We start from the raw sequence: 24343 nt of genomic DNA, 5'->3' as shown, positions 1-24343 counted from the left end.
AGGATTTGATAACTTAATAATAGTATTAGCACTCCTCTTGGTTGAGTGCTAACAGAGGTGATAATCATGCTAACAAATCGGCAATTACAAATATTGCAAGCTATTGTAGATGACTTTATTATGTTTGCACAGCCGGTAGGTTCTCGCCAAATCTCCAAAAAGCAAGAGATTACATTTAGTCCTGCCACAATTCGAAATGAGATGGCGGATTTAGAGGAATTAGGCTTCTTAGAAAAAACGCACACTTCCTCTGGTCGAGTGCCTTCGGAAAAGGGTTATAGATTTTATGTAGATCATTTGTTGAACCCACAAGGCATTAATTCAAGGGATATTCAGCAAATCCAATCAATTTTCAACGATCGCTTAGTAGAAGTAGAACATATTATCCGAAAGTCAGCCAATATATTATCGGAGCTGACATCGTATACATCGATTCTTTTAGGACCAGATGTTCAAAGACATCGTGTTAAACGATTTTCAATTGTGCCACTCTCTAGCGATACAGCAGTGGCGATTATCGTAACGAATAACGGACATGTTGAAAATCGCATGTTTAGTTTACCTCCGAATTTTACCGCTTCTGATTTAGAGAAAATGGTTAATGTCTTAAATGAACGCCTAGTTGGTGTGTCATTAGAGGATATTCATAAAAAACTCGAAGCTGAAGTGCTAACAGTATTACAACAGCATGTTCGATCAGCGGATGATTTTATTCACGCTCTCGTTTCAGCGACGATGCATAATTCGGAAAGTAAAATTTTTTATGGTGGTAAAACAAATATGTTCAACCAACCGGAATTCCACGATTTAAATAAAGTTCGTATGATTTTGGACTTAATGGAAACGACTAGCCAGGTGCAGTCGCTCTTCCATCCTAATGAATCGGGCATTCATATTCGTATTGGCTCGGAAAACAAACAACTAGAAATGGAAAACTGTAGTGTCATTACGACCACTTATTCTATTGGTGAAGATCAGCAAGGGGCAATAGCAATTATTGGCCCAACACGAATGGATTATAAACGTGTTGTTGCTTTACTAGACGTAATGCGCATGGATTTATCACAAGCCTTTACGAAGAATCGTAGTGATTGATAATGAGGAGGATTTCAAGTGACAGAAACAACTGAAAACAAAGACCTTGTACAAGAAGATGTACATGCTGAAAATGTAGTAGAAGAAACAGAAGTTAAAGTAGAAGAACAAGAAGTTGAATTAACAATTGAAGAACAGTACGAAGCAAAGCTAGCTGAGTTACAAGCAAAGTTAGACGATGAGGAAAGCCGTCATCTACGCTTACGTGCTGACTTCGATAATATTCGCCGTCGCAACCAACTTGATCGTGAGGCTGCTGAAAAGTATCGCGCTCAAACCTTACTGTCAGATTTACTGCCAGTCCTCGATAATTTTGAGCGTGCCTTACAAGTTGAAGCGACTTCAGAAGAAACTGCTTCTATCGTAAAAGGTATTGAAATGGTGTACCGTTCTCTGATAGAAGCAACTGAGAAGGAAGGCTTACAAATTATTAAAGCTGAAGGTGAGCAATTTGATCCGAATGTTCACCAAGCTGTCATGCAGGAGCAAGATAGTGAAAAAGAGACGGGTGTTGTTTTACGTGAGCTTCAAAAAGGCTATATGTTAAAGGATCGCGTATTACGCCCAACGATGGTATCTGTGAACGAATAGACTTAGTACTATTTAGTTAAATACAATTAGTTAGAAAACGCATCATTTGCGTTTAAAAATAGGAGGAAATTTTTATGAGCAAAATTATCGGTATTGACTTAGGAACAACAAACTCATGTGTCTCTGTACTTGAAGGCGGAGAACCAAAAGTAATTCCAAATCCAGAAGGAAACCGTACAACTCCATCTGTTGTTGCATTTAAAGGCGGCGAACGTCAAGTTGGTGAAGTAGCGAAACGTCAATCAGTTACAAACCCTAACACAATTATTTCTATTAAATCTAAAATGGGTACATCTGAAAAAGTTCAAGTGGAAGATAAAGAATATACGCCACAAGAAGTTTCTGCAATGATTCTTCAATACTTAAAAGGCTATGCTGAAGACTACTTAGGTGAAAAAGTAACAAAAGCAGTTATTACTGTACCTGCTTACTTCAACGATGCTCAACGTCAAGCTACAAAAGATGCTGGTAAAATCGCTGGTTTAGAAGTAGAGCGTATTATCAACGAACCAACAGCTGCTGCACTTGCTTATGGTTTAGACAAACAAGATACAGATCAAAAAGTATTAGTATTTGACCTTGGTGGCGGTACATTTGACGTATCTATTCTTGAATTAGGTGACGGTGTATTTGAAGTATTAGCAACAGCTGGTGATAACAAACTAGGTGGAGACGATTTCGACGACGCTATTATCGAGTATCTTGTAGCAGAATTCAAAAAAGAAAACGGCATTGACCTTTCAAAAGATAAAATGGCTATGCAACGTCTAAAAGATGCAGCTGAAAAAGCGAAAAAAGACTTATCAGGTGTAACATCTACTCAAATTTCTTTACCATTCATCACTGCTGGTGAAGCGGGTCCATTACACTTAGAAATTTCTTTAACTCGTGCAAAATTTGACGAAATTACATTACCATTAGTAAACCGTACAGTAGGTCCAGTACGTCAAGCATTATCTGATGCTGGTCTTTCAACATCTGAAATTGACCAAGTAATCTTAGTTGGTGGTTCTACTCGTATTCCAGCTGTACAAGAAGCTGTACGTAAAGAAACTGCTAAAGAGCCACACCGTGGTGTAAACCCTGACGAAGTTGTAGCAATGGGTGCTGCAGTTCAAGGTGGCGTATTAACTGGTGATGTGAAAGACGTAGTTCTTCTTGACGTAACTCCACTTTCATTAGGTATCGAAACTATGGGTGGCGTTTTCACAAAATTAATTGACCGTAATACGACGATCCCAACATCTAAATCACAAGTATTCTCAACTGCAGCTGACAACCAACCAGCAGTAGATATTCACGTTCTACAAGGTGAACGTTCAATGGCAGCAGACAACAAAACATTAGGTCGCTTCCAATTATCAGATATTCCACCAGCTCCACGTGGCGTACCACAAATCGAAGTAACATTCGATATTGATAAAAATGGTATCGTATCTGTTAAAGCGAAAGACCTTGGTACAAACAAAGAACAAACAATTGTTATCCAATCTGATTCTGGTTTATCTGAGGAAGAAATCGAACGTATGGTAAAAGATGCTGAGGCAAATGCTGAGGCGGATACTAAACGTAAAGAGGAAGCAGATCTTCGCAACGAAGCGGACCAATTAGTGTTCCAAGTTGACAAAACAATTGCTGACTTAGGCGAACAAATTACAGAAGACGAGAAAAAATCTGTAGAAGATGCTCGTGATGAACTGAAAAAAGCGCTTGAAGCTGGCGAATTAGAAGGCATTAAATCTGCTAAAGAAAAACTAGATGGTGTATTACAACCATTAGTAATGAAAGTATATGAACAAGCTGCAGCAGCTGCTCAAGCAGCTCAAGGTGGCGAAGCAGGTGCAGAAGCTGGCGATGGTAAAAAAGACGACATCGTAGACGCTGACTTTGAAGAAGTAAAAGACGATAAATAATAGTAAGTAACACAGTTAAGTGAAGAAGCCAAAGACCGCTTGCGGCTTTGGCTTTTCTCTTTATGTACTGCTATATCCTATGTACATTTGCTAGATTATTTGCGAGAACAGTGAAAAAATATGTGTACAACAACAGGCGTGTTGATTAGGAAAATATAGGTTTATGATTGGCTGATAAAAGGATTCTTTTGTTGATATTTTGCTAATGTATGTCCATTTTAACTGATTGTAGCGTAGGGCTACTCGACTCCCGCGGGAAAGCGAGACAGACGAGACCCTGAGGCCAACATGATGTTGGTCACGAAGGCATTGTCACAGGACGTGACGCATTTAGCCTTCGTTCCTTTAGCGGAGGAAGCGGCTCGACGCTCGCCCGCAGGAAGCTTTGCTCTGCGCGAAAGCGAAGCGTCAGCGACAAAGCGAGTAGCCCGTAGCGGAAATCAGAGCCTTCTAATTAATTTGAGTAGATAAAAATGGTTAATCAACACGCTTGGTACAACAATTGTAATGTATATTTAATAATAAAATAGAGGCAGTTTTTTTAACTGCGTGATACAATAGATTTTATGCAAAAAGAGCGGAGTGTGAATCATGGAGAAACGCGATTACTACGAGGTGCTTGGTTTAACGAAGTCAGCTTCTAAAGATGAAATTAAAAAAGCATACCGTAAATTATCAAAGCAATACCATCCTGACCTTAATAAAGAGCCAGGTGCAGATGAAAAATTCAAAGAAATCGCTGAAGCTTATGAAGTATTAAGTGACGATCAGAAAAAAGCACGCTATGATCAATTTGGCCACGAGGATCCAAATGCAGGCTTTGGTGGTGGCTTCGGAGGCGGCGGCTTTGGCGGCTTCGAGGATATTTTCAGCTCATTCTTTGGTGGTGGCGGTCGCCGTCAGGACCCGAATGCACCACGCAAAGGTGATGACCTTCAATATCGTATGAATATTACGTTTGAGGAAGCGATTTTCGGCAAAGAAACAGAAATCGAAATTCCTAAAGATGAAGAATGTGATACATGCCATGGTTCAGGTGCAAAACCAGGTACAAATCCTGAAACATGTTCAACATGTCAAGGTGCAGGTCAAGTAAATCAAGCTGTAGATACACCTTTCGGCCGTATGATGAATCGTCGTGCTTGTTCTACATGTCAAGGTGCAGGTAAAATCATAAAAGAAAAATGTTCTACTTGTCGTGGTGAAGGAAAAGTTCAACAACGTAAGAAAATCAAAGTGAACATTCCAGCAGGTGTTGACGATGGTCAGCAAATTCGTGTGTCTGGTCAAGGTGAGCCAGGTATAAATGGAGGACCTGCGGGGGATTTATATATTATGTTCCGCGTTCAAGGACATAAAGAATTTGAGCGTGATGGCGATGACATTTATTTCGAACTTAAACTGACATTCCCACAAGCAGCTCTTGGTGATGAAATTGAGGTTCCGACTGTTCATGGGAAAGTAAAACTACGTATTCCAGCGGGAACACAGTCAGGTGCACAATTCCGTCTAAAAGACAAAGGTGTCAAAAACGTACATGGCTATGGCACAGGGAACCAATATGTAACAGTAAAAGTTGTAACGCCAGAAAAATTAACAGAAAAACAAAAGCAATTACTACGTGAATTTGCGGAAATCAGTGGTGATATTCCTGAAGAGCAAGGAAGTACACTATTCGATAAAATTAAGAAAAAATTCCAAGGTGAATAATTAGAGGAGCTGAAGAGCTACGTGAAGTGGTCAGAATTATCCATTCATACAAAAAATGAAGCGGTAGAAGCAATTTCGAATATTTTGCATGAAGCAGGGGCAAGTGGTGTGGTTATTGAGGATTCTGCAGAATTTGCGAAGCCACGAGAAGATCAGTATGGGGAAATTTATGCGCTAAATGAAGCAGATTTTCCGAAAGATGGTGTGATTGTTAAGGCTTACTTATCGGAGTCTAGTTTTTTAAATGAAACAGTCGAAGAAATTAAGGCGGCTATAACAAATCTAACGAACTTCAACATCGATATTGGTGAAAATGTTGTTTCGATTGTGGAAGTTAACGAGGAAGATTGGGCAACAGCATGGAAGCAATACTATCATCCTGTAAAAATTTCTGAACGCTTTACAATCGTACCAACATGGGAAGAATATGTACCAGTATCAACAGATGAGCTAATTATTGAATTAGATCCCGGTATGGCTTTTGGTACAGGAACACACCCTACAACTGTTATGTGTTTACAGGGGCTTGAGAAGGTTGTAAAAGAGGAAGATATGGTTATCGATATCGGAACGGGTTCAGGCGTTCTATCAATTGGTGCAGCCTTACTAGGAGCTAAGAGCGTACATGCACTTGATTTAGACGAAGTAGCTGTACGTTCAGCACAAGAAAATGTTGTGTTAAATAAAGTGGATGATAAAGTATCAGTATTCCATGGTAACTTATTGGATACTGTAAAGGAACCAGCTGATGTCGTTGTTGCTAATATTTTAGCAGAAATTATTATGTCCTTTACTGACGATGCATTTTCAATTGTTAAACCGGGTGGATTATATGTCACTTCAGGCATCATTGCCGCAAAACGTGATGATGTAAAAGCAGCACTAGAAGCTTCGGGCTTTGAAATCGAAGAAGTATTACTAATGGAAGATTGGGTAGCTATCATTGCCCGTCGACCACAATAATTGGACTGAGGAAGCGCCAAATCGGGAGCCGAGTGCTTGTGATTTGGCGTTTTCTCTTCTTGCTAGAAAGGAGTACGGTCAAATGCAACGATATTTTATTGAGACAGCCATAGAGGAAGCGCGTATTAGCGGGGAAGATGCCCGACATATTGAACGAGTAATGCGTATGAAAGAGGGCGACAAAATCGTAGTTGTCGCACAAAACACTGCTCATATTTGCGAAATTGCAGCTTTTGAAGGAGATGAGGTACACGTTCAAACTACGGGTGAAATCGTTCCTTCACCAGAGTTAGCTGTTCATGTAACAGTAGCATGTGGTTTGCCGAAGGGCGATAAGTTGGAACTGATTACACAAAAGGCGACAGAGCTTGGAATGTATGCCTTGTTGCCATTTGAAGCGGAGCGTTCCATCGTTAAATGGGATAAAAAGAAGGGTGCCAAAAAGCAAGAGCGTCTACAAAAAATTGCAAAAGAAGCAGCTGAGCAATCCCATCGTACACATATCCCAGAAATTTATGAACCAATCTCTTTTAAACAGCTAGTAGAACAAGTAGGCCATTTCGACGCCGTTTTTATAGCCGATGAAGAGGATGCAAAAGCAGAAAAACGCACAAGATTTGCAGAGAAGCTAAAAAGCGTGTATGACAAGAAGTCGAAATCCATTCTTATTATCTTTGGCCCTGAAGGCGGCATTGCACGAAAAGAAGCGGATGCATTGCTTCAAGCAGGTGCACAAACGATGTCTCTAGGCCCCCGAATTTTACGAGCAGAAACAGCGCCACTCTATGCACTATCTGCAATATCTTATGAATTTGAATGAAATAGGCGTTTAGACTTGTCAAAAGAGGTTTTTCATACACCTGAAGTTCGTGTGTTTAATGCAGTCGTGGCAAGGTTTGAGAGAGTAGGCAAAAACTACGCTTAATGACTGTTGTTATTATTAATCCTATCAAAAAAAGAAGCCGATTCAAAAAATTTTGAATCGGCTTTACTACATGCTCATCCCCATAACGTGCCGTGATATGACAGCCCAACTGTGAAAATATGTTATTCTAAGCTTCCTTTTATATAATTCAGATTGTGGAAAACAGAATAATTAAATTTTGGACGGGGAAGCAAATGAATAAATTAATTTTCTCATTAACTTTTTTGTAATTGCTGATGATCTATTGTGCTACTTTAATAGCAACAGGTTTATATACTGTTTCATTTCCTAAATTATTTAATATTCGTTTACTTGAAATAGGTAAAATACCAATTTCAATATTAGCTTTTAGTATTGTGGCCGGATTCGGCATTTTACACTTACGGGAAAATAAGTAAAAACGTAAATTGGGAAAAGATAAGCGAGTAATTCAGTTATCTAATTATCCCAGCATTCAAGCAAGAATCAAGTATTGGAAAGCTTTGAAAAATAAAACAAAGGTAAAAAGAGTACCTGACATTTTGTGTTCATTTTTACTCTCGCTCAGCTCAAAATCCCATTTTTTAATATCAGTAAAAAAACTAGTATACACGTCTATTCATAGATTTAATTACTACATATTCTATATGGAGAGCTCTCAAATACTACAAAATGAAACGAGGGAAATTTTTTGAGTAATCAATTAGATCCAATCCAATCTTGTCCAGTAACATCAACAGAACAAATACCATTAACTACTGAAACTACTCCACTAGTCGCTACACCGGTAACGGCTCCAACTATTAAAGTTCCAGTTGTACTTGCAGAACCAACACTTCAAATAGTTGTCGAGGCAGATATTCCTCTTGCTCCTGCAGCAACTGAAATCAAAAGAGTGAAAAAACATGTATTCCTAAATCAAGTGAAACTGGTACCGGTTGCTTTTGCGCGTATTGATGGCACTGACTTTTTTAGGGTAACAAGAGCAAAATTATTTGTAGCAGGACATATTCGCAAAAATTTAGAATATGCTTCAGCAGAATGTAACGGGGCGCTCCAAGATAGAATTGCTGATATTCCGTTTTCTGGTTTTACAGACCTTGCTTTCCCACAAACAACAGGAGGTCCTTCCCCAATTTTAGGAATTTCTGAGTTTGCCGAAGCGAACTTCCTTAATGAAACTACGCAAATGGATGCTCGATTGGATAAGGCTTTCTTCCAAAATCTCGTTAAATACAATGAACAACCATTTGGCGAATTAGTAGCTGCGAACTTCTTTGAACTTGATTTTTCACCAGTTATGGCAGATCCAGAAGGCACTTTCGACACAATACGTGAAAAAATCGTACTAGAGCTTACTGTAAAAGTACTGCAAGTTCAACAAATCCGTCTTGGAACAGGCACTAATGTAATAACTCCTAATCTTTTCGGGTTTTAGTCCAAAATAGATCCTCCTGTTATAAATCCTACTAAATCTTAAATCTTGTTAATCTCTAATTTTTAGAGGAAGAAATTAGCTATAAAAGGACATTTGAGGGTACTGAAAAAAATCTAATATTTGAAATGGCAGTTGAAAAATCGAATTTTCAACTGCCATTTTTTCTATAAATAATAATCAGTAAAAAAACTAGTATACACGTCCATTCATAGATTTAATTGCTACATATTCTATATGGAGAGCTCTCAAATACTACAAAATGAAACGAGGGAAATTTTTTGAGTAATCAATTAGATCCAATCCAATCTTGTCCAGTAACATCAACAGAACAAATACCATTAACTACTGATACTACTCCACTAGTCGCTACACCGGTAACGGCTCCAACTATTAAAGTTCCAGTTGTACTTGCAGAACCAACACTTCAAATAGTTGTCGAGGCAGATATTCCTCTTGCTCCTGCAGCAACTGAAATCAAAAGAGTGAAAAAACATGTATTCCTAAATCAAGTGAAACTGGTACCGGTTGCTTTTGCACGTATTGATGGCACTGACTTTTTTAGGGTAACAAGAGCAAAATTATTTGTAGCAGGACACATTCGCAAAAATATAGAATATGCTTCAGCAGAATGTAACGGTGCGCTCCAAGATAGAATTGCCGATGTTCCGTTTTCTGGTTTTACAGACCTTGCTTTCCCACAAACAACAGGAGGTCCTTCCCCGATTTTAGGAATTTCTGAGTTTGCCGAAGCGAACTTCCTTAATGAAACTACGCAAATGGATGCTCGATTGGATAAGGCTTTCTTCCAAAATCTCGTTAAATACAATGAACAACCATTTGGCGAATTAGTAGCTGCGAACTTCTTTGAACTTGATTTTTCACCAGTTATGGCAGATCCAGAAGGTACTTTCGACACAATACGTGAAAAAATCGTACTAGAGCTTACTGTAAAAGTACTGCAAGTTCAACAAATCCGTCTTGGAACAGGCACTAATGTAATAACTCCTAATCTTTTCGGGTTTTAGTCCAAAATAGATCCTTCTGTTATAAATCCTACTAAATCTTAAATCTTGTTAATCTCTAATTTTTAGAGAAGGAAATTAGCTATAAAAGGACATTTGAGGGTACTGAAAAAAATCTAATATTTGAGTTGGCAGTTGATAAATCAATTTTCAACTGCCATTTTTCTAAAATAATTAGTAAAAAAACTAGTATACACGTCCATTCATAGATTTAGTTGCTACATATTCTATATGTAGAGCTCTCAAATACTACAAAATGAAACGAGGGAAATTTTTTGAGTAATCAATTAGATCCAATCCAATCTTGTCCAGTAACATCAACAGAACAAATACCATTAACTACTGAACCTACTCCACTAGTCGCTACACCGGTAACTCCAACTATTAAAGTTCCAGTTGTACTTGCAGAACCAACACTTCAAATAGTTGTGGAGGCAGATATTCCTCTTGCTCCTGCAGCAACTGAAATCAAAAGAGTGAAAAAACATGTATTCCTAAATCAAGTGAAATTGGTACCGGTTGCTTTTGCACGTATTGATGGCACTGACTTTTTTAGGGTAACAAGAGCAAAATTATTTGTAGCAGGACACATTCGCAAAAATATAGAATATGCTTCAGCAGAATGTAACGGTGCGCTCCAAGATAGAATTGCCGATGTTCCGTTTTCTGGCTTTACAGACCTTACTTTCCCACAAATACTTGGAGGTCCTACTCCGATTTTAGGAATTTCTGAGTTTGCCGAAGCGAACTTCCTTAATGAAACTACGCAAATGGATGCTCGATTGGATAAGGCTTTCTTCCAAAATCTCGTTAAATACAATGAACAACCATTTGGCGAATTAGTAGCTGCGAACTTCTTTGAACTTGATTTTTCACCAGTTATGGCAGATCCAGAAGGCACTTTCGACACAATACGTGAAAAAATCGTACTAGAGCTTACTGTAAAAGTACTGCAAGTTCAACAAATCCGTCTTGGAACAGGCACTAATGTAATAACTCCTAATCTAACGGGGCTTACTCCTCCAGTTGGTCCTGTAGATCCTCCTGTTATTCATCCTACTGAATCTGAATCTTGCTAATTTTTAGAGGAGGAAATAAGATATAAAAGAACATTTGAGGGTACTGAAAAAATCCAATATTTAAGCTTGCAGTTGAAAGTTCGATTGAATCGAATTTTCAACTGCATTTTTTCTATAATAATATCGATCGTAAATGCACTAATAGATGCGATCAAAATAATCGAATTGAAAAAAATAATGTAAAGATAAAATTTTAGTTTTGACTAAACAATCGTCTCTCAAGCGCATTAGTATCTTAATTGCTACTGAGATTTTTGAAAGTACTCTGTGACAAAAGTAAAAGTAATGCATAAAATGGATTGTAATTATAGGTGCAACACCTAGATCAAAATAAAAGTAACTCAAAATGATATCGTTTGAATTTTATTTATAAAAAAAGGTATTCATTTTAAGTTATACACATCCATCAAAAGCAAAAGTATTTTAGCTGTTATCAGATATTAGAAAAGGAAAAGGAAAAGGAAAAGGAAAAGGAAAAGGAAAAGGAAAAGGAAATCGCTGTTTTTTAACCAATCTATTCATTAAGGTAAGTGGAAGTAATAAAAAATGAAAAACGGGTTACTTCGTGAGTTTTCCCTGAAGAAAACGGATTTTGAACAAGTCTCTCTAAAAGAATTCATAAAATTTTATCAAAAAATAAATCACCAAAAAGACTTCTTGGCTGGAAAAATGCGTAAGAATTTTTACTGATTAACTGTTGCACTTTATTTGTCAAAACATTATTTGGGAGTGAACTAATGAAAACTCCATGGATTAATTATAGAGAGATGAAAGAAATAAGTTCCAAGCAAAAAGTATTTGTCTATTGTAATAACCTCCTTACTATAGAAAAAGAAGATGAAACTAGCCCTACAGCACATCTAGATCCCAATCGTGAGTTACTCATTCCTTCTGAAGTTGATGCTGAGGATGAAATGAATGATCTCCTTGATATAGAAGAAGCGGATGAAACCAATTCTGTAGAGGAGAAGGAACATGTAGCGCATCTAGACTCCGATTGTGGGCTACTGATCCCTTCTGAAATTGATGTTGAGGATGAAAAGAATAATCTCCTTGATAAAGAAGAGGCGGATGAAACCAATTCTGTAGAGGAACAGGAACTCGTAGCGCATTTAGACTCCGATTGTGGGCTACTGATCCCTTCTGAAATTGATGTTGAGAATGAAAAGAATAATCTCCTTGATAAAGAAGAGGCGGATGAAACTAATTTTGTAGAGGAACAGGAGTTTGTAGCACATCTAGACTCCGATTGTGGGCTACTGATCCCATCTGAATTTGATATTGAGGATGAAAAGAATAATCTCCTTGATATAGAAGAGGCGGATGAAACCAATCCTGTAGAAGAACAGGATTCTACAGCTCATCTAGATCCTAATCGTGAACTACTCATTAATTCCGAAACTTATGTAGAGAAAGGGATGAATAATCTCTGTGATACAGAAGATGAAGAAATCAATCCTGTAGAGGAACAGGAGCTTGCAGCGCATCTAGGTTCCAATTGTGAGCTACTTATCCCATCTGAAATTGATGGTGAGGATAAAATGAATGACCCGCTTGATATAGACGAGGTAGAAGGAACCAATCTTGTGGAAGAACAGGATTTTGCATTTCAACTAGACTCTAATCGTGAATTTTTAAGTCCTTCTAAATACAACGGGGATGATAAAATTATGAGTCCTATTGATACTGAAGAGTTGGAGAAAACCAATCCTACAGGTCATGAAAGTGCATCTGCTGGGTCAATGCAAGGAACAGTATGTTCTAAAACGAAAAAAATTCTAATTTCTACTCACGTGGAAATTGATGATTTTCTTCATGCTCCTATATGTGGTGAGATTGTTAAAAATACATTTGATTTTCTTGATCTAGACAATCACCTTACTCCTCAATTTGAAACGAAATTATTTAATACTACAACAGATTATCCTGAACTGCCTGAATGTCGTTTGGTCCGCTCAAAATTTAATGAAATTATATTTTTAAAGAGAACTAATACTTATGATAAGAATAATCAGAAGAGTTATCCATCTAAATCAGTTGGAATTCCCTTACATAACAAACGATCAATTAAACAAGGAGAAACGAATAATCACTCTTACAGTTCCGATGACTTTATACACATTAGAGCTCCAGTTGTAGTAGGGGAATATAAAATAGAAATATGCCTTGAAGAGAATATCGTGTTTGAAAAAGGAATTGTGGGAGTTAAAGATATCTCGAATGAGGTAGTATTAACCGATTGCAGATTTGTTCCTAAGTTTTCTCAATCATTAGGTAATGGGACATGTTCGGCATTTAAGGGGAAATTATATATTGAAGGTTATATTTATCAGAGTATTGAGTATACTGCACCTCACACTGATAATGCAGTACCTGCACAAAATGAGTCATTTAATCATTCAAATCAAATGTGTCAGAACATAGTATTAGAATTAATCATTCATATGCTACAAGCACAGAAAATTCGAGTGCCAAGGATCTAGAGGATACTTGAAACTTATCCCTTTTCTTAAAAATCCCTTTTTTCACCTTTTTAGAAAAGTTTTTGTATTGGATGCGTAACGACATGTACAGAATTCTCTCTAAAGGTGGTGTGATGAATGCGAGTTTAAGTTACTTTTCAGCGGGTGTACAAACATCCGCTGAAATAGAAGAACTCAGTCTAAGAACGCCACGTCCTGTGCAATTTATCTGTGCGAAAGCGACATCATGTTGCTGTCGCTACGTTAGCACTGTGCTTTCACACAAAAAGCATCTGCCGCTAACGCTTCTCTTTCGCGGAAAAAACATCTGTTGCTGTCACTGCGTTAGCCACTACGCTTTCGCACAAAAAACATAAAAACTAGTATATACGTCCATGTATAGGTTAAATGGCTACATATTCTAGCGATATGAAAGTTAAAAAAAATGAAAAGAGGGATTTTTTTGAGTGAACAATTAGATAATCAATTAGTTAGTCATGGCGGTCATAAGGAACCTTGTCCAGTAGCATCAACTGAACAAATGCCATTAAATAGTGAGACTACTCCAGTAGTTGCTTCACCGCTTGTGACTCCAACAATTAAAGTTCCAGTTGTACTTTCAGAACCAACACTTCAAATAGTTGTGGAGTCAGATATTACGCTTACTCCTGCAGCAACTGAAATCAAAAGAGTGAAAAAAAATGTATTCCTAAATCAAGTGAAACTGGTACCAGTTGCTTTTATACGTATTGATGGCACTGACTTTTTTAAGGTGACAAGAGCAAAATTATTTGTAGCGGGACATATTCGCAAAAATATAGAATATGCTTCATCAGCATGTAATGGGGCACTCAGAGATAGAATTGCTGATGTTCAGTTTTCGGGTTTTACAGACCTTACTTTCCCACAAACACCTGGAGGTCCTACTCCGATTTTAGGAATATCCGAGTTTGCTGAAGCGAACTTCCTTAATGATAAAACGCAAATGGATGCTCGATTGGATAAGGCTTTCTTCCAAAATCTCGTTAAATACAATGAACAACCATTTGGTGAATTAGTAGCTGCAAACTTCTTTGAACTTGATTTTTCACCAATTATGGCAGCACCAGAAGGTACTTTCAGCACATTACGTGAAAAAATTGTGCTAGAGCTTACTGTAAAAGTACTGCAAGTTCAACAAATCCGCCTTGGATCGGGTACTAATGTAATAACTCCTAATCTTTTCGGGCTTACTCCTCCTATGAGTCAATAATAACTCTAGTTTTTAGAGGAGCAAAACAAATAAAAAAGCATTTCTTTGCAAAAAAATGTAAACTGAAAATACACATGTAATATTTAATGGGCACTGATAAAAATCCTACATTTGAGTAGGCAGTTGAATCTAATTTTTAACTGCCTTTTTGCAATTTAATAACTAACGGAATAGATTTCTTCCCAGGGGTATTCGGAGGAGCTAGGGGGTTGCGAAGGTTTTTTTAACAGTTAATAAAAAATATTTCGATCAAATTACATCTAGAGAAAGTGCAATTAAAAAACGAATTATTCATTAAGATATGTTCATAGCAATTGACTCTACATATTTTAATAGCACCCACGTTGGCCCAAAATCCCTCATCAGTCCTAAGCACAAAGCTGATGCCAGACGCAAACATGCCGAGGTATAATTGCTATAAATGGAGCAAGAATGATAAAATGGCCGTTTTTGGTTTTAGTGGAACAGCTAATAACAAGCAGGTACTCAATATTATGGTGCCTGTTTTATTATGCTAAAAAATAAGACTAGCCAAAAAGCTAGGCTCATTATCTTTATTTGTGCTATTATAAGACACGTTGATAAATTAATTTATTGTAGTGTACTCTTGAAAGGATGATATATATTATGAGTAACGAGCGACCAAAAATCGTGAGTTTCCATACTCTAGGTTGTAAAGTAAATCATTATGAAACAGAAGCAATTTGGCAGTTATTTAAAGAAGAAGGCTATGATCGTACGGAGTTTGATCGTCAAGCAGACGTCTATGTCATTAATACTTGTACAGTAACAAATACAGGGGATAAAAAATCACGTCAAGTTATCCGTCGAGCTATTCGTCAAAATCCAGACGCTGTCATTTGTGTTACAGGATGTTACGCTCAAACATCTCCAGCTGAAATTATGGCGATTCCTGGTGTTGACATTGTTGTAGGAACACAAGACCGTACAAAATTACTTGGCTACATAGACCAATATCTTACTGAACGCCAACCAATTAATGCTGTACGCAACATTATGAAAAATCGTGTGTATGAGGAATTAGACGTGCCTGCATTTACAGACCGTACACGCGCATCTTTAAAAATACAAGAAGGCTGTAATAACTTCTGTACGTTTTGTATTATTCCATGGGCACGTGGGTTAATGCGCTCTCGAGATCCTCAAGAAGTATTGAGCCAAGCCCAACAACTAGTGGATGCGGGGTATCTTGAAATTGTTCTAACGGGTATTCATACAGGTGGCTATGGACAAGACTTAAAAGATTACAATTTAGCCCAGCTACTACGTGATTTAGAGGCAAATGTGAAAGGCTTAAAACGTCTTCGTATTTCTTCAATTGAGGCAAGTCAATTAACAGATGAAGTGATTGAAGTTTTACGTGAATCAAAAATTGTTGTTAACCACTTACACATTCCAATCCAATCGGGCTCTGATACAGTTTTAAAACGTATGCGTCGTAAGTATACAATGGAGTTCTTCGGTGAACGCTTAACAAAACTACATGAAGCTTTACCAGACTTGGCTGTCACTTCTGACGTAATCGTAGGTTTCCCAGGAGAAACTGAGGAAGAGTTCATGGAAACATATAACTTTATTCGTGATCATAAGTTTTCTGAATTACACGTATTCCCATTCTCTCCACGTACAGGTACACCAGCCGCGCGTATGGAGGACCAAATTGACGAGAACATTAAAAACGAACGTGTTCACCGTTTAATCGCTTTAAATGACCAATTAGCGAAGGAATATGCTTCTCGCTTTGAAGATCAAGTGCTAGAGGTAATCCCTGAAGAATTCGTACATGATGGAAGCGATGAGACAGGGCTTTTAACAGGATATACTGATAATTACTTAAAAGTAGTCTTTGAAGGTCCTGAAAGCCTAATCGGTCAGCTTGTGAAAGTGAAAATTACGCAAGCTGGATATCCTCATTCTAAAGGACAATTTGTTCGTGTATTAGAAACTGTAAAATAACAATAGAGTACCTATGAATAGAAACACCGTTCAAACTTTGAACGGTGTTTTGCTATATTTTAATCTATTTCTGTCTAAATACCCACGGAAGTGGTGCGAATACCCGCGGAAGCGGAGTCGAATGTGCAAACACAAAATCGATTCCGGATGCAATTATGCCGAGGCATCATTGATTAAAAGTTATCACGTATTTTTCCTACAAATATCATGCTAAAATAGTATATAAGTGTAATTAGATTACTATAAATGTTTATTTAACTTCTTTCAGCAGGTGTCTAAACACCCGTTAAAAGAAGCTAAAGCCTCTGGACGCAATTATGCTGAGGTATAATGCCTGAACATATGTCAACTGATAAAGAAAGTTGGTAAATAGCATGTATAAAATTGGATTAGTTGGACTAAAAGCTTCTATCGATCAAATAGTGGACTTAGCAGATGAATATAAACATGAGTTAGAATTTATATCTCTTCCTTATGAAGAAATTAATGAAATTGAGAAAATTATAGTGGAACATGAATGGCATGTGCACGCTTGGTTTTTTTCTGGTCCCATTCCGTATGAAATTGCCAAAAGAAAATTAGGTACAGATAAAATAATGGTGCATGTTCCTGCTACAGAATCAGGTCTTTATAAAGCTATCTTAGAGATGATTTATGAACAGGGTCAAATTATTGAGAAGCTAAGTATAGATACGATGACTGCAAATAATATTAGTAAAGAAGCTATGTCAAAGTTAACGATGAATATCCCGAAAATTTATACGAAAATGTTTGATTTAGATGTAGATACAAATGAATTGTTAAATTTCCACTTGAACTTATGGGGTGAGGGAAAGACAGAAGGTGCTCTCACTTGTTTTCCATCTGTGTGTGTGGCACTAAGAGAACAGGGAATTCCAGCATACAAAATGTCAATGAGTACGATGGAAATACAACAATCGCTTCGGGCGCTGTCAGAAAAAGTAAAGACCTCCTATTTTAAAGATACTCAAATAGGAGTTGAGATCATTGAAGTTGAATATTTTAACAAAGTAGCGGAGGAAATGAAAACACCCTATAATCTACAGTATTTAGAACTTCGACTAAAAGAAATGTTAATTCAACTTGGTGAGAAAATAAATGGCTCTTTTTCTGATAAGGGAAACGGGAGATATATGATTTTTAGTTCCCGTGGTGCTATTGAGCGGGAAATCGGAACACTTGAAGATACAGTTCAAAGATTAGCGTTTGAAGCAGATACTACTGTTGCGGTTGGTATTGGATTTGGAGAAACGGCTTATTCGGCAGAAATAAACGCTTTTCGTGCTATTCAACATTCAAAAGCAATGAAGAAGCGTGAAATTGTCATTGTTCAAGAAGATGGACTAATCGTAGAGTCTCCAGGGAAAAAAGGGGAACTACATTATTCAAGCCGTACACAAAATGAACTTCTTATTGAAAAGTTAAAACAAGGTAACATCAGTGTGAAAACATATAAAAAAATAGTAGCACTCATACAAAAGATGGGGTGGTCGGATTTTACAACAAAGGACTTAGCGACACACCTTGAGATGACAGAGCGTAATGTTAGACGTATAGTTACAGATATGTGCAAAGTTGATTTGGCACGATGCATTGGTCAGGAGACGTATGCTACTCGTGGAAGACCAACTAAAATTTATCGATTGTTATAAGCACCTATTGGGGTGCTTTTTATTTTGTTCCACTTTAGTATACCGGAAATTTGATTTGTATTTTTCAGAAAAGTCTTGAAATTAAACAATTAAACTCTTATACTCCATTTAAGGAATTTTTTCTTTAAATAATCCTTAAAAGAAAAATTTAAAAGGGGCTGGGAAATTTGACTTTAATGACGTTGATTCAAGAATTAGTTGAAATTACTAAGGATGAGGTAATTGAATGGCGAAGGTATTTACATAAATATCCCGAGTTATCTTTTCAAGAAGATAAAACAGCACAATTTGTTTATGAAACACTACAGACATTTGGAAATTTGGAAATTTCACGTCCAACTAAAACAAGTGTTATGGCCCGTTTAATTGGTTCAAAACCAGGAAAAGTTATTGCACTACGGGCAGATATGGATGCGCTTCCAATTGAAGAAGAAAACGACTTTGACTTTGTATCAAAGCATCCAGGCGTGATGCATGCTTGTGGACATGACGGACATACAGCTATGCTACTCGGTGCAGCAAAGATTCTTACACAGTTAAAAGATCTAATTGAGGGCGAGGTACGCTTTTTATTTCAACATGCTGAAGAGTTATTCCCAGGCGGCGCACAAGAAATGGTAAAAGTAGGTGTGTTAGAGGGGGTGGATGAAGTAATCGGAATTCATCTTGCGTCCACTGTTGAGATTGGTAAAATTGGGATTTGTGATGGGCCAGCTACATCAGGAAGCGATACCTTTGATTTAAAAATTAAAGGAAGAGGAGGTCATTCTTCAGAACCTCATTTAACGGTTGATCCAATTGCAATTGGGGCACAAGTAATCAACAATCTGCAACATATTGTCTCAAGAAATCTTAATCCACTTGAAAAATTGGTAGTATCTGTAACGAAGTTTCATAGCGGAAGTGCTTACAATGTCATTCCTGACACTGCTATTATTGGCGGATCGGTGCGAAGCCTTAATCCTGACATCCGTCAACAAGTTCCATGTTTAATAAAAAAAGTCGCTAAGGGAGTTACAGAAGCACATAATGCGTCATTTGAGGTTGATTATCATTTTGGCTACAGTTCAGTAATCAATAACGATAGGGTAAGAGAGTTGATAGAAGAAACGATAGATGAGGTATGGGGAATGGATTATTTACTAAGACTACCCGCATTGATGAGCGGTGAAGATTTTTCAGCATTTTCAGATGAACGACCAGGTTGCTTCATCTTTGTTGGTGCAGGAAATCAAAATAAGGGGATTATTCATCCGCACCATCATCCACGCTTTACATTTGATGAAGATGCACTAAAGATTGGTGTGGAACTGTTTGTTCAATCATCTTTTAAATTATTAGGGATAGAGAGTACAAAAAAGATGAATGAAAAATCAATCTACTTTCATTGAAAAATAGATAAACAAAGGGGATGGAAAAATGATACATGAACCTGTTATTGCAACTATGATTATCTTCTCGCTAGTCGCATTGGGAGAAATTATTTCTATTTTTACAAGGGCTAGGGTTTCTATGTTTCTAGTCGCTATAGTTGGTTATCTTGTGTTAATTTGGACAGGAATTATACCGAAGAGTCTTATCGGTGATTCTAAATTTATTGAAATTGGTGTTGTATTAGGAACTGCTCCGATAATCATTCATATGGGAACGCTAATACCTCTTAATACTATTCGCAGTCAATGGAAGGCAGTAGCTATTTCTTTGATGGGTATTATTGTTGGTGCTGGTTTAATCCTTCTCTTGATTCCAATGCTGTTCGACTATGAAACAGCTGTTGCAGGAACAGGTCCATTAACTGGTGGAGTAATTGCTTTTCTTGTAACCTCGCAGGGGCTAAAAGAGATGGGTTTGACAAGCCTTGTGACAATTTCAGCTTTAATATTATCATTACAATCACTGATTGGTATGCCACTTTCAGCAAATTTATTACGTCGATATGCATTAAAGTTTAGGGATACGATAGATTCCGGAACGTATGTAGCTGCTACAATGGATGTGAGGGTAGTAGATGTTATTGATGAAGAAAAAGTAGAGGTGCGAAAGAGGACTTGGATTCCTGAGAAATATCAAACAAATCTGATTCTTCTTTTCTTACTATTTGTCGGTGGTGCTATTGCTATGGCTTTAGATCGAGTAACTGGCATTCCGTATAGTTTGTGGGCTTTGGCGCTTGGCATTGGTGGAAGATTAATTGGTCTATATCCAGATCGTGCAATGGAGCGAGCTAATGCCTTTATAGTTGGGATGGCTGGACTCGTATTTTTGATTCTTGCCACAATGAATGACGTAACATTTAGTATGTTTATTAGTCGACTTCCAGAAACTTTTCTAGTTATGATTGTCGGAATTTTTGGTATTTTGATAGGAGGATTTTTAGGATCAAAACTATTTAAATGGGATCCTTTAAAAGCTCTTCCTGTAGCACTAACAGCCACAGTGGGATTCCCAGGTGATTATCTTGTTTGTGAGGAAATTAGTCGAAGTGTAGGTAGAAATAAAGAGGAAGAAGAAAAAATATTAAATGAAATATTAACGCCAATGTTAATAGGCGGATTTACAACTGTAACAATTGGATCAGTCGTTATTGCTAGTATCTTAATCAAAACATTGTAGACACGTTATATTAATAAATGAAGCTCTAATGTAAACGTTTAGTTAGAAATAATTGTTTATATCTCGGCCAATTTGTGAGCATACGCAATCAGATTGTAAATAATTGCAACTATAGTTGATTTTCCTTTATCATTAGATACAAGTTTACTGGTTTCAAAAATAATTAGAAATCATCTAATTTCATTCAAAATTAGACGGAAACGTTAAAAAATGTTATGATTCCAGAGAGGTACGTACAACTTGTTGATAGAAGGAGAGTCTAATAAAAATGGAACAAAATTTCGCACGAATGATTGATCACACATTATTAAAGGCTGAAGCTACAAAAGAGCAAATCGAAAAACTCTGTGCAGAGGCAAAACAATTTAACTTCGCTTCTGTTTGTGTAAATCCAACTTGGGTGAAATATAGCAGCGAGCTTTTACAAGGCTCGGAAGTTTTAGTTTGTACTGTAATTGGCTTCCCTCTAGGTGCTAACACGCCAGCTGTTAAAGCGTTCGAAGCGAAAGATGCGATTGCTAACGGTGCAAAAGAGGTAGATATGGTTATCAATATCGGTGCATTAAAGGATAAAAACTATGACCTTGTGCAAGCAGATATTGCTGCAGTTGTTGAAGCGGCAAAAGGTAGCGCACTTGTAAAAGTAATTATTGAATCTTGCCTTCTAACTGATGAAGAAAAAGTAAAAGCATGTGAGCTAGCTGTGGCAGCAGGTACTGACTACGTAAAAACATCAACAGGTTTTTCTACTGGAGGCGCAACTGCAGAAGATATTGCTTTAATGCGTAAAACAGTAGGTCCAGATTTAGGTGTAAAAGCATCTGGCGGTGTACGAAGCTTAGAGGATATGAAAAAGATGGTTGAGGCTGGAGCCACTCGTATTGGAGCAAGCTCTGGTGTTGCTATTATGAACGGATTAATTGCAGATTCTAATTATTAATAGTAATGAAAATCCTTATATAGTAAGTGTTACGGGGCTGTTCTTTATGAACTAGCCCCGTTTTTATTGGAAATTTTATAAATGCCTTTTCTGGTAGTCTAATCAATGGAAAATATTCATTTCCTGAAATGAGTGAAATTCCAATTTGTGCAAGTTGAAAAATTCCCTTAATATTTATATGGTTATTATCAAAATTTAACCTATTGATTGATTGTAGTTGTTTCATCCACAATCCGCCTCTTTTTAACTCATAGTAGATGATGTATTATGAAGAGTACTTGTAAAAATGTACAGAGAGGAATATTATCATTTTTATTGGGTTATCATCAATAATTTTATAAATATAAAAATCTTGATGATTGGATCATTTTACAAGAACTTTGTATAGTTATGCACTGAATTCTTACATAACTTAGTAACATCGAAACATAGGGTATTTAAGTTTGAATGTGTAGAATTAACAGGTCAATCAACTACTATTATTTAATCTTAATTGCCTCTCGGTTTTTAATAATCCTTCCAGTGTTTAAGTGAAAAAATGGGGGAATATATGATGTTTGATGATATAGGTAACGATTTGTATTAAAAAAGGAGAAACTATTCGTGGAATTCATAAGCAGTTTTATAAGTCAATATGGATATCTAGCTATATTTTTAATCTTATCTTTAGGAATAATTGGCTTACCCATTCCCGATGAGATCTTGATGACGTTTGTGGGATTTTTGTGTCAAGAGGGGCATTTAAACTTTCTATTGAGTATTTGCTTAAGCCTTTTAGGCGCATCCATTGGTATGGTATTTAGCTATGCAATTGGAAATAAATTAGGGAAACCATTAATATTAAAATATGGAAAGTGGTTTGGACTCAATAATAGGCGGTTTACTAAAGTTGAACGGTGGTTTCATCGTTTTGGACCGTGGACAATAATTATCGGATATTTTGTTCCGGGTATTAGACATGTTACAAGTTACATGTCTGGAATAACACAAATGAAGTTTAGTACTTATCTGGCTTTTGCTTGTTTTGGGGCTATGGTATGGGTAATTATTTTTATTTCTATAGGATATTTTCTTGGTATAACTTTATAAGGATATACAATGCACTTTTTATATAAAGCTTCAATGGAACTAAAAATGCTTAATAGAAATACAGCTCGCGTTTTTCGAAATGCGAGCTGTTTTATGTATACGATAGATGCTTAGTGCGGGAGTTATTCCCTACGATATACAATCGTCTAAGTAATGAGGTTTTACAACTCATTCGAAAACAAGTTTATTGGCACTCTGGTTAGGTGATTTTCCATCAGATAGCAGCAACTCTAGTCAGAATAATAATTTTATCTACCTCATATACTCCACTGATGAAATGGATTATAGAAGGGAGGATACAATGTTTTCACAATATAAATACTGGAAGCCTTTTATTAGCCAATACGATCCATGTCCACCTATAAGGGTTAAAAGTTTTTCTACACCGCCTCAATTATATATGGGTTTTCAACCGCCCGGGCTACCGCAATATCCAACTCCTAGAGAAGCTCTCAGATCTGGCACGTTATGGCCTCAATTATTTAGTCCCTATCCAAATCCCCAAAAAGGAGGGATGAAGAATGAGTAAAGAGATGCCACCCGAATTTTATAAGCTACTTGAAGAAATCCAAGCCATTGATTTTGTCATAGTGGAATTGAATCTTTATTTAGATACTCATCCTCACGATTTTGATGCTATTCAGCAATTTAACGAAAACACTGAAATCAGTATGCGACTTAAGGTTGAATTTGAACAGAAATTTGGTCCACTTATGAATTTTGGGAGAAGTTATTCAAATTATCCTTTTACTTGGATAGATACACCTTGGCCATGGCAAGTCTAACTTTTTTTATCAAATATTTTAGTGGCGAAAGTGAAACGTCAGCTACAGATGTTTAGTTTTTTTGTGCAAGCACAAAGCCGATTCTGGACGCAATTATGCCGAGGTATAAGTGATTAATAAGTAATTAGGAGGAATTTTTTTTGTGGTATTATGAAAAGAAGCTCCAGTATCCAGTGAGGGTGAGTACATGTAACCCTATGCTCGCTAAGTATTTAATTGAGCAATATGGTGGTGCAGACGGGGAATTAGCAGCAGCACTTCGGTATATGAATCAGCGGTATACGATTCCCGACAAAGTGGTCGGATTGTTAACCGATATAGCAACAGAGGAATTTTCGCACTTAGAAATGATTGCCACGATGATTTATAAACTAACGAAGGATGCTACTCCAGAGATGCTAAAAGAAGCTGGTCTTGGAGAACACTATGCCAACCATGACAGGGCATTATTTTATCAGAATGCAGCTGGATCACCGTTCACGGCAACTTATATTCAGGCTAAAGGGGATCCAATCGCTGATTTGTATGAGGATATCGCAGCCGAAGAAAAAGCACGAGCGACTTATCAGTGGATTATTGATTTATCAGATGACACTGATTTGAATGATAGTTTGAAGTTTTTACGTGAACGAGAAATTGTCCATTCTCTACGTTTCAGAGAAGCTGTAGAGATTTTAAAAGACGATAGGGATAGCAAGAAAATCTTTTGAAAAATATCGAAGGCTGTTTCAAGGGGGAAATCACCTTTGAACACAGCCTATTTTAACTTCTTTCAGCAAGTGTTTTCGTAGCGAAATTGAAACGGCAGTTACAGTAGGCTCCCACCTCAATAGGCGT

General features: G+C 37.1%; 22 protein-coding genes. 20 read left to right on the top strand and 2 right to left on the bottom strand.

Annotated elements, in window-relative coordinates; translation table 11 throughout:
• Positions 1-66: 66 nt before the first annotated feature.
• The 6 genes from hrcA (at position 67) to ACQKMI_RS01430 (ending at position 7092) form a co-directional block, all read left to right on the top strand.
• Complete coding sequence (gene hrcA / locus ACQKMI_RS01455; protein WP_427415014.1) at positions 67-1095, top strand: heat-inducible transcriptional repressor HrcA; 1029 nt, start codon at positions 67-69, stop codon at positions 1093-1095.
• A gap of 18 nt (positions 1096-1113) precedes the next feature.
• On the top strand, positions 1114-1686 hold the full coding sequence (grpE, locus tag ACQKMI_RS01450) for a nucleotide exchange factor GrpE (protein ID WP_427486860.1): 573 nt from the start codon (positions 1114-1116) through the stop codon (positions 1684-1686).
• 74 nt (positions 1687-1760) lie between these two features.
• Positions 1761-3599 (top strand): molecular chaperone DnaK, encoded by a 1839-nt coding sequence (gene dnaK / locus ACQKMI_RS01445; protein ID WP_376076501.1) that lies wholly within the window; start codon positions 1761-1763, stop codon positions 3597-3599.
• 591 nt (positions 3600-4190) lie between these two features.
• Positions 4191-5309, top strand: coding sequence for a molecular chaperone DnaJ (gene dnaJ, locus ACQKMI_RS01440; RefSeq protein WP_427486859.1), 1119 nt, complete (start codon positions 4191-4193; stop codon positions 5307-5309).
• A 21-nt stretch (positions 5310-5330) separates the two neighbouring features.
• The gene (prmA, locus tag ACQKMI_RS01435; protein WP_427486858.1) at positions 5331-6272 is read left to right on the top strand and encodes a 50S ribosomal protein L11 methyltransferase; all 942 of its coding nucleotides are present in this window, start codon (positions 5331-5333) and stop codon (positions 6270-6272) included.
• Positions 6273-6354: 82 nt separating this feature from the next.
• Positions 6355-7092, top strand: coding sequence for a 16S rRNA (uracil(1498)-N(3))-methyltransferase (locus ACQKMI_RS01430; protein WP_427486856.1), 738 nt, complete (start codon positions 6355-6357; stop codon positions 7090-7092).
• A gap of 346 nt (positions 7093-7438) precedes the next feature.
• On the opposite strand, the gene ACQKMI_RS01425 is transcribed toward ACQKMI_RS01430, so the two are convergent.
• On the bottom strand, positions 7439-7570 hold the full coding sequence (locus ACQKMI_RS01425; protein ID WP_427486855.1) for a hypothetical protein: 132 nt from the start codon (positions 7568-7570) through the stop codon (positions 7439-7441).
• Between the two features lie 297 nt (positions 7571-7867).
• Here ACQKMI_RS01425 and ACQKMI_RS01420 point away from each other — a divergent pair, with 297 nt between their 5' ends.
• From ACQKMI_RS01420 to deoC, 10 genes are all read left to right on the top strand, one after another.
• The gene (locus tag ACQKMI_RS01420) at positions 7868-8614 is read left to right on the top strand and encodes a CsxC family protein (protein ID WP_427486854.1); all 747 of its coding nucleotides are present in this window, start codon (positions 7868-7870) and stop codon (positions 8612-8614) included.
• A gap of 278 nt (positions 8615-8892) precedes the next feature.
• Positions 8893-9639 carry a CsxC family protein gene (locus tag ACQKMI_RS01415; RefSeq protein ID WP_427486853.1) on the top strand — a complete coding sequence of 249 codons (747 nt, stop codon included), beginning with the start codon at positions 8893-8895 and terminating at the stop codon, positions 9637-9639.
• Between the two features lie 272 nt (positions 9640-9911).
• Entirely contained in the window at positions 9912-10715 is an 804-nt protein-coding gene (locus ACQKMI_RS01410) for a CsxC family protein (RefSeq protein WP_427486852.1), read from the top strand.
• 737 nt (positions 10716-11452) lie between these two features.
• Positions 11453-13198, top strand: a complete 1746-nt coding sequence (locus ACQKMI_RS01405) for a BC_2427 family protein (protein ID WP_427486851.1) — start codon at positions 11453-11455, stop codon at positions 13196-13198.
• A 442-nt stretch (positions 13199-13640) separates the two neighbouring features.
• On the top strand, positions 13641-14429 hold the full coding sequence (locus ACQKMI_RS01400; protein WP_427486850.1) for a CsxC family protein: 789 nt from the start codon (positions 13641-13643) through the stop codon (positions 14427-14429).
• Between the two features lie 627 nt (positions 14430-15056).
• The gene (gene mtaB / locus ACQKMI_RS01395) at positions 15057-16406 is read left to right on the top strand and encodes a tRNA (N(6)-L-threonylcarbamoyladenosine(37)-C(2))-methylthiotransferase MtaB (protein ID WP_427486849.1); all 1350 of its coding nucleotides are present in this window, start codon (positions 15057-15059) and stop codon (positions 16404-16406) included.
• A 374-nt stretch (positions 16407-16780) separates the two neighbouring features.
• Entirely contained in the window at positions 16781-18079 is a 1299-nt protein-coding gene (locus tag ACQKMI_RS01390) for a hypothetical protein (RefSeq protein WP_427486848.1), read from the top strand.
• Positions 18080-18255: 176 nt separating this feature from the next.
• Complete coding sequence (locus ACQKMI_RS01385) at positions 18256-19470, top strand: M20 family metallopeptidase (RefSeq protein ID WP_427487330.1); 1215 nt, start codon at positions 18256-18258, stop codon at positions 19468-19470.
• Between the two features lie 28 nt (positions 19471-19498).
• The gene (locus ACQKMI_RS01380; protein WP_427486847.1) at positions 19499-20692 is read left to right on the top strand and encodes a hypothetical protein; all 1194 of its coding nucleotides are present in this window, start codon (positions 19499-19501) and stop codon (positions 20690-20692) included.
• A gap of 268 nt (positions 20693-20960) precedes the next feature.
• Positions 20961-21632: a deoxyribose-phosphate aldolase gene (deoC, locus tag ACQKMI_RS01375; RefSeq protein WP_427486846.1), complete on the top strand. Its 672-nt coding sequence runs from the start codon at positions 20961-20963 to the stop codon at positions 21630-21632.
• Here deoC and ACQKMI_RS01370 read toward each other — a convergent pair.
• Complete coding sequence (locus ACQKMI_RS01370) at positions 21622-21858, bottom strand: hypothetical protein (protein WP_427486845.1); 237 nt, start codon at positions 21856-21858, stop codon at positions 21622-21624. The genes deoC and ACQKMI_RS01370 overlap by 11 nt on opposite strands.
• Before the next feature lie 377 nt (positions 21859-22235).
• On the opposite strand from ACQKMI_RS01370, the gene ACQKMI_RS01365 reads away from it, so the two are divergent.
• The 4 genes from ACQKMI_RS01365 to ACQKMI_RS01350 all read left to right on the top strand — a co-directional run bounded on the left by ACQKMI_RS01365 (position 22236) and on the right by ACQKMI_RS01350 (position 24216).
• Positions 22236-22721, top strand: a complete 486-nt coding sequence (locus tag ACQKMI_RS01365; RefSeq protein WP_427486844.1) for a DedA family protein — start codon at positions 22236-22238, stop codon at positions 22719-22721.
• Positions 22722-22998: 277 nt separating this feature from the next.
• Positions 22999-23250, top strand: coding sequence for a spore coat associated protein CotJA (locus ACQKMI_RS01360; RefSeq protein ID WP_427487329.1), 252 nt, complete (start codon positions 22999-23001; stop codon positions 23248-23250).
• Complete coding sequence (locus tag ACQKMI_RS01355; protein ID WP_427486843.1) at positions 23243-23506, top strand: spore coat protein CotJB; 264 nt, start codon at positions 23243-23245, stop codon at positions 23504-23506. Before ACQKMI_RS01360 ends, ACQKMI_RS01355 begins: the two co-directional genes overlap by 8 nt.
• A 140-nt stretch (positions 23507-23646) precedes the next feature.
• A complete protein-coding gene (locus ACQKMI_RS01350) occupies positions 23647-24216 on the top strand; it encodes a manganese catalase family protein (protein ID WP_323647324.1) in 570 nt (189 codons plus the stop codon).
• The last annotated feature ends 127 nt before the right edge of the window (positions 24217-24343 follow it).

Origin of the sequence: Lysinibacillus sp. NPDC097214 (assembly GCF_050277945.1) — a bacterium.
Lineage (GTDB): Bacteria > Bacillota > Bacilli > Bacillales_A > Planococcaceae > Lysinibacillus > Lysinibacillus xylanilyticus_B.
Note: the sequence above shows the minus strand (reverse complement) of the source record. Positions and strands in the feature narration are given on the sequence as shown.

Bases quoted from the DNA above. Each gene is read 5' to 3' on its own strand.
- deoC (WP_427486846.1), top strand. From the start codon at position 20,961: ATGGAACAAAATTTCGCACGAATGATTGATCACACATTATTAAAGGCT.
- ACQKMI_RS01430 (WP_427486856.1), top strand. From the start codon at position 6,355: ATGCAACGATATTTTATTGAGACAGCCATAGAGGAAGCGCGTATTAGC.
- hrcA (WP_427415014.1), top strand. From the start codon at position 67: ATGCTAACAAATCGGCAATTACAAATATTGCAAGCTATTGTAGATGAC.
- ACQKMI_RS01385 (WP_427487330.1), top strand. From the start codon at position 18,256: ATGACGTTGATTCAAGAATTAGTTGAAATTACTAAGGATGAGGTAATT.
- ACQKMI_RS01390 (WP_427486848.1), top strand. From the start codon at position 16,781: ATGTATAAAATTGGATTAGTTGGACTAAAAGCTTCTATCGATCAAATA.
- ACQKMI_RS01355 (WP_427486843.1), top strand. From the start codon at position 23,243: ATGAGTAAAGAGATGCCACCCGAATTTTATAAGCTACTTGAAGAAATC.
- dnaK (WP_376076501.1), top strand. From the start codon at position 1,761: ATGAGCAAAATTATCGGTATTGACTTAGGAACAACAAACTCATGTGTC.
- ACQKMI_RS01380 (WP_427486847.1), top strand. From the start codon at position 19,499: ATGATACATGAACCTGTTATTGCAACTATGATTATCTTCTCGCTAGTC.
- ACQKMI_RS01405 (WP_427486851.1), top strand. From the start codon at position 11,453: ATGAAAACTCCATGGATTAATTATAGAGAGATGAAAGAAATAAGTTCC.
- mtaB (WP_427486849.1), top strand. From the start codon at position 15,057: ATGAGTAACGAGCGACCAAAAATCGTGAGTTTCCATACTCTAGGTTGT.
- ACQKMI_RS01360 (WP_427487329.1), top strand. From the start codon at position 22,999: ATGGATTATAGAAGGGAGGATACAATGTTTTCACAATATAAATACTGG.
- dnaJ (WP_427486859.1), top strand. From the start codon at position 4,191: ATGGAGAAACGCGATTACTACGAGGTGCTTGGTTTAACGAAGTCAGCT.
- ACQKMI_RS01370 (WP_427486845.1), bottom strand. From the start codon at position 21,858: ATGAAACAACTACAATCAATCAATAGGTTAAATTTTGATAATAACCAT.
- ACQKMI_RS01425 (WP_427486855.1), bottom strand. From the start codon at position 7,570: ATGCCGAATCCGGCCACAATACTAAAAGCTAATATTGAAATTGGTATT.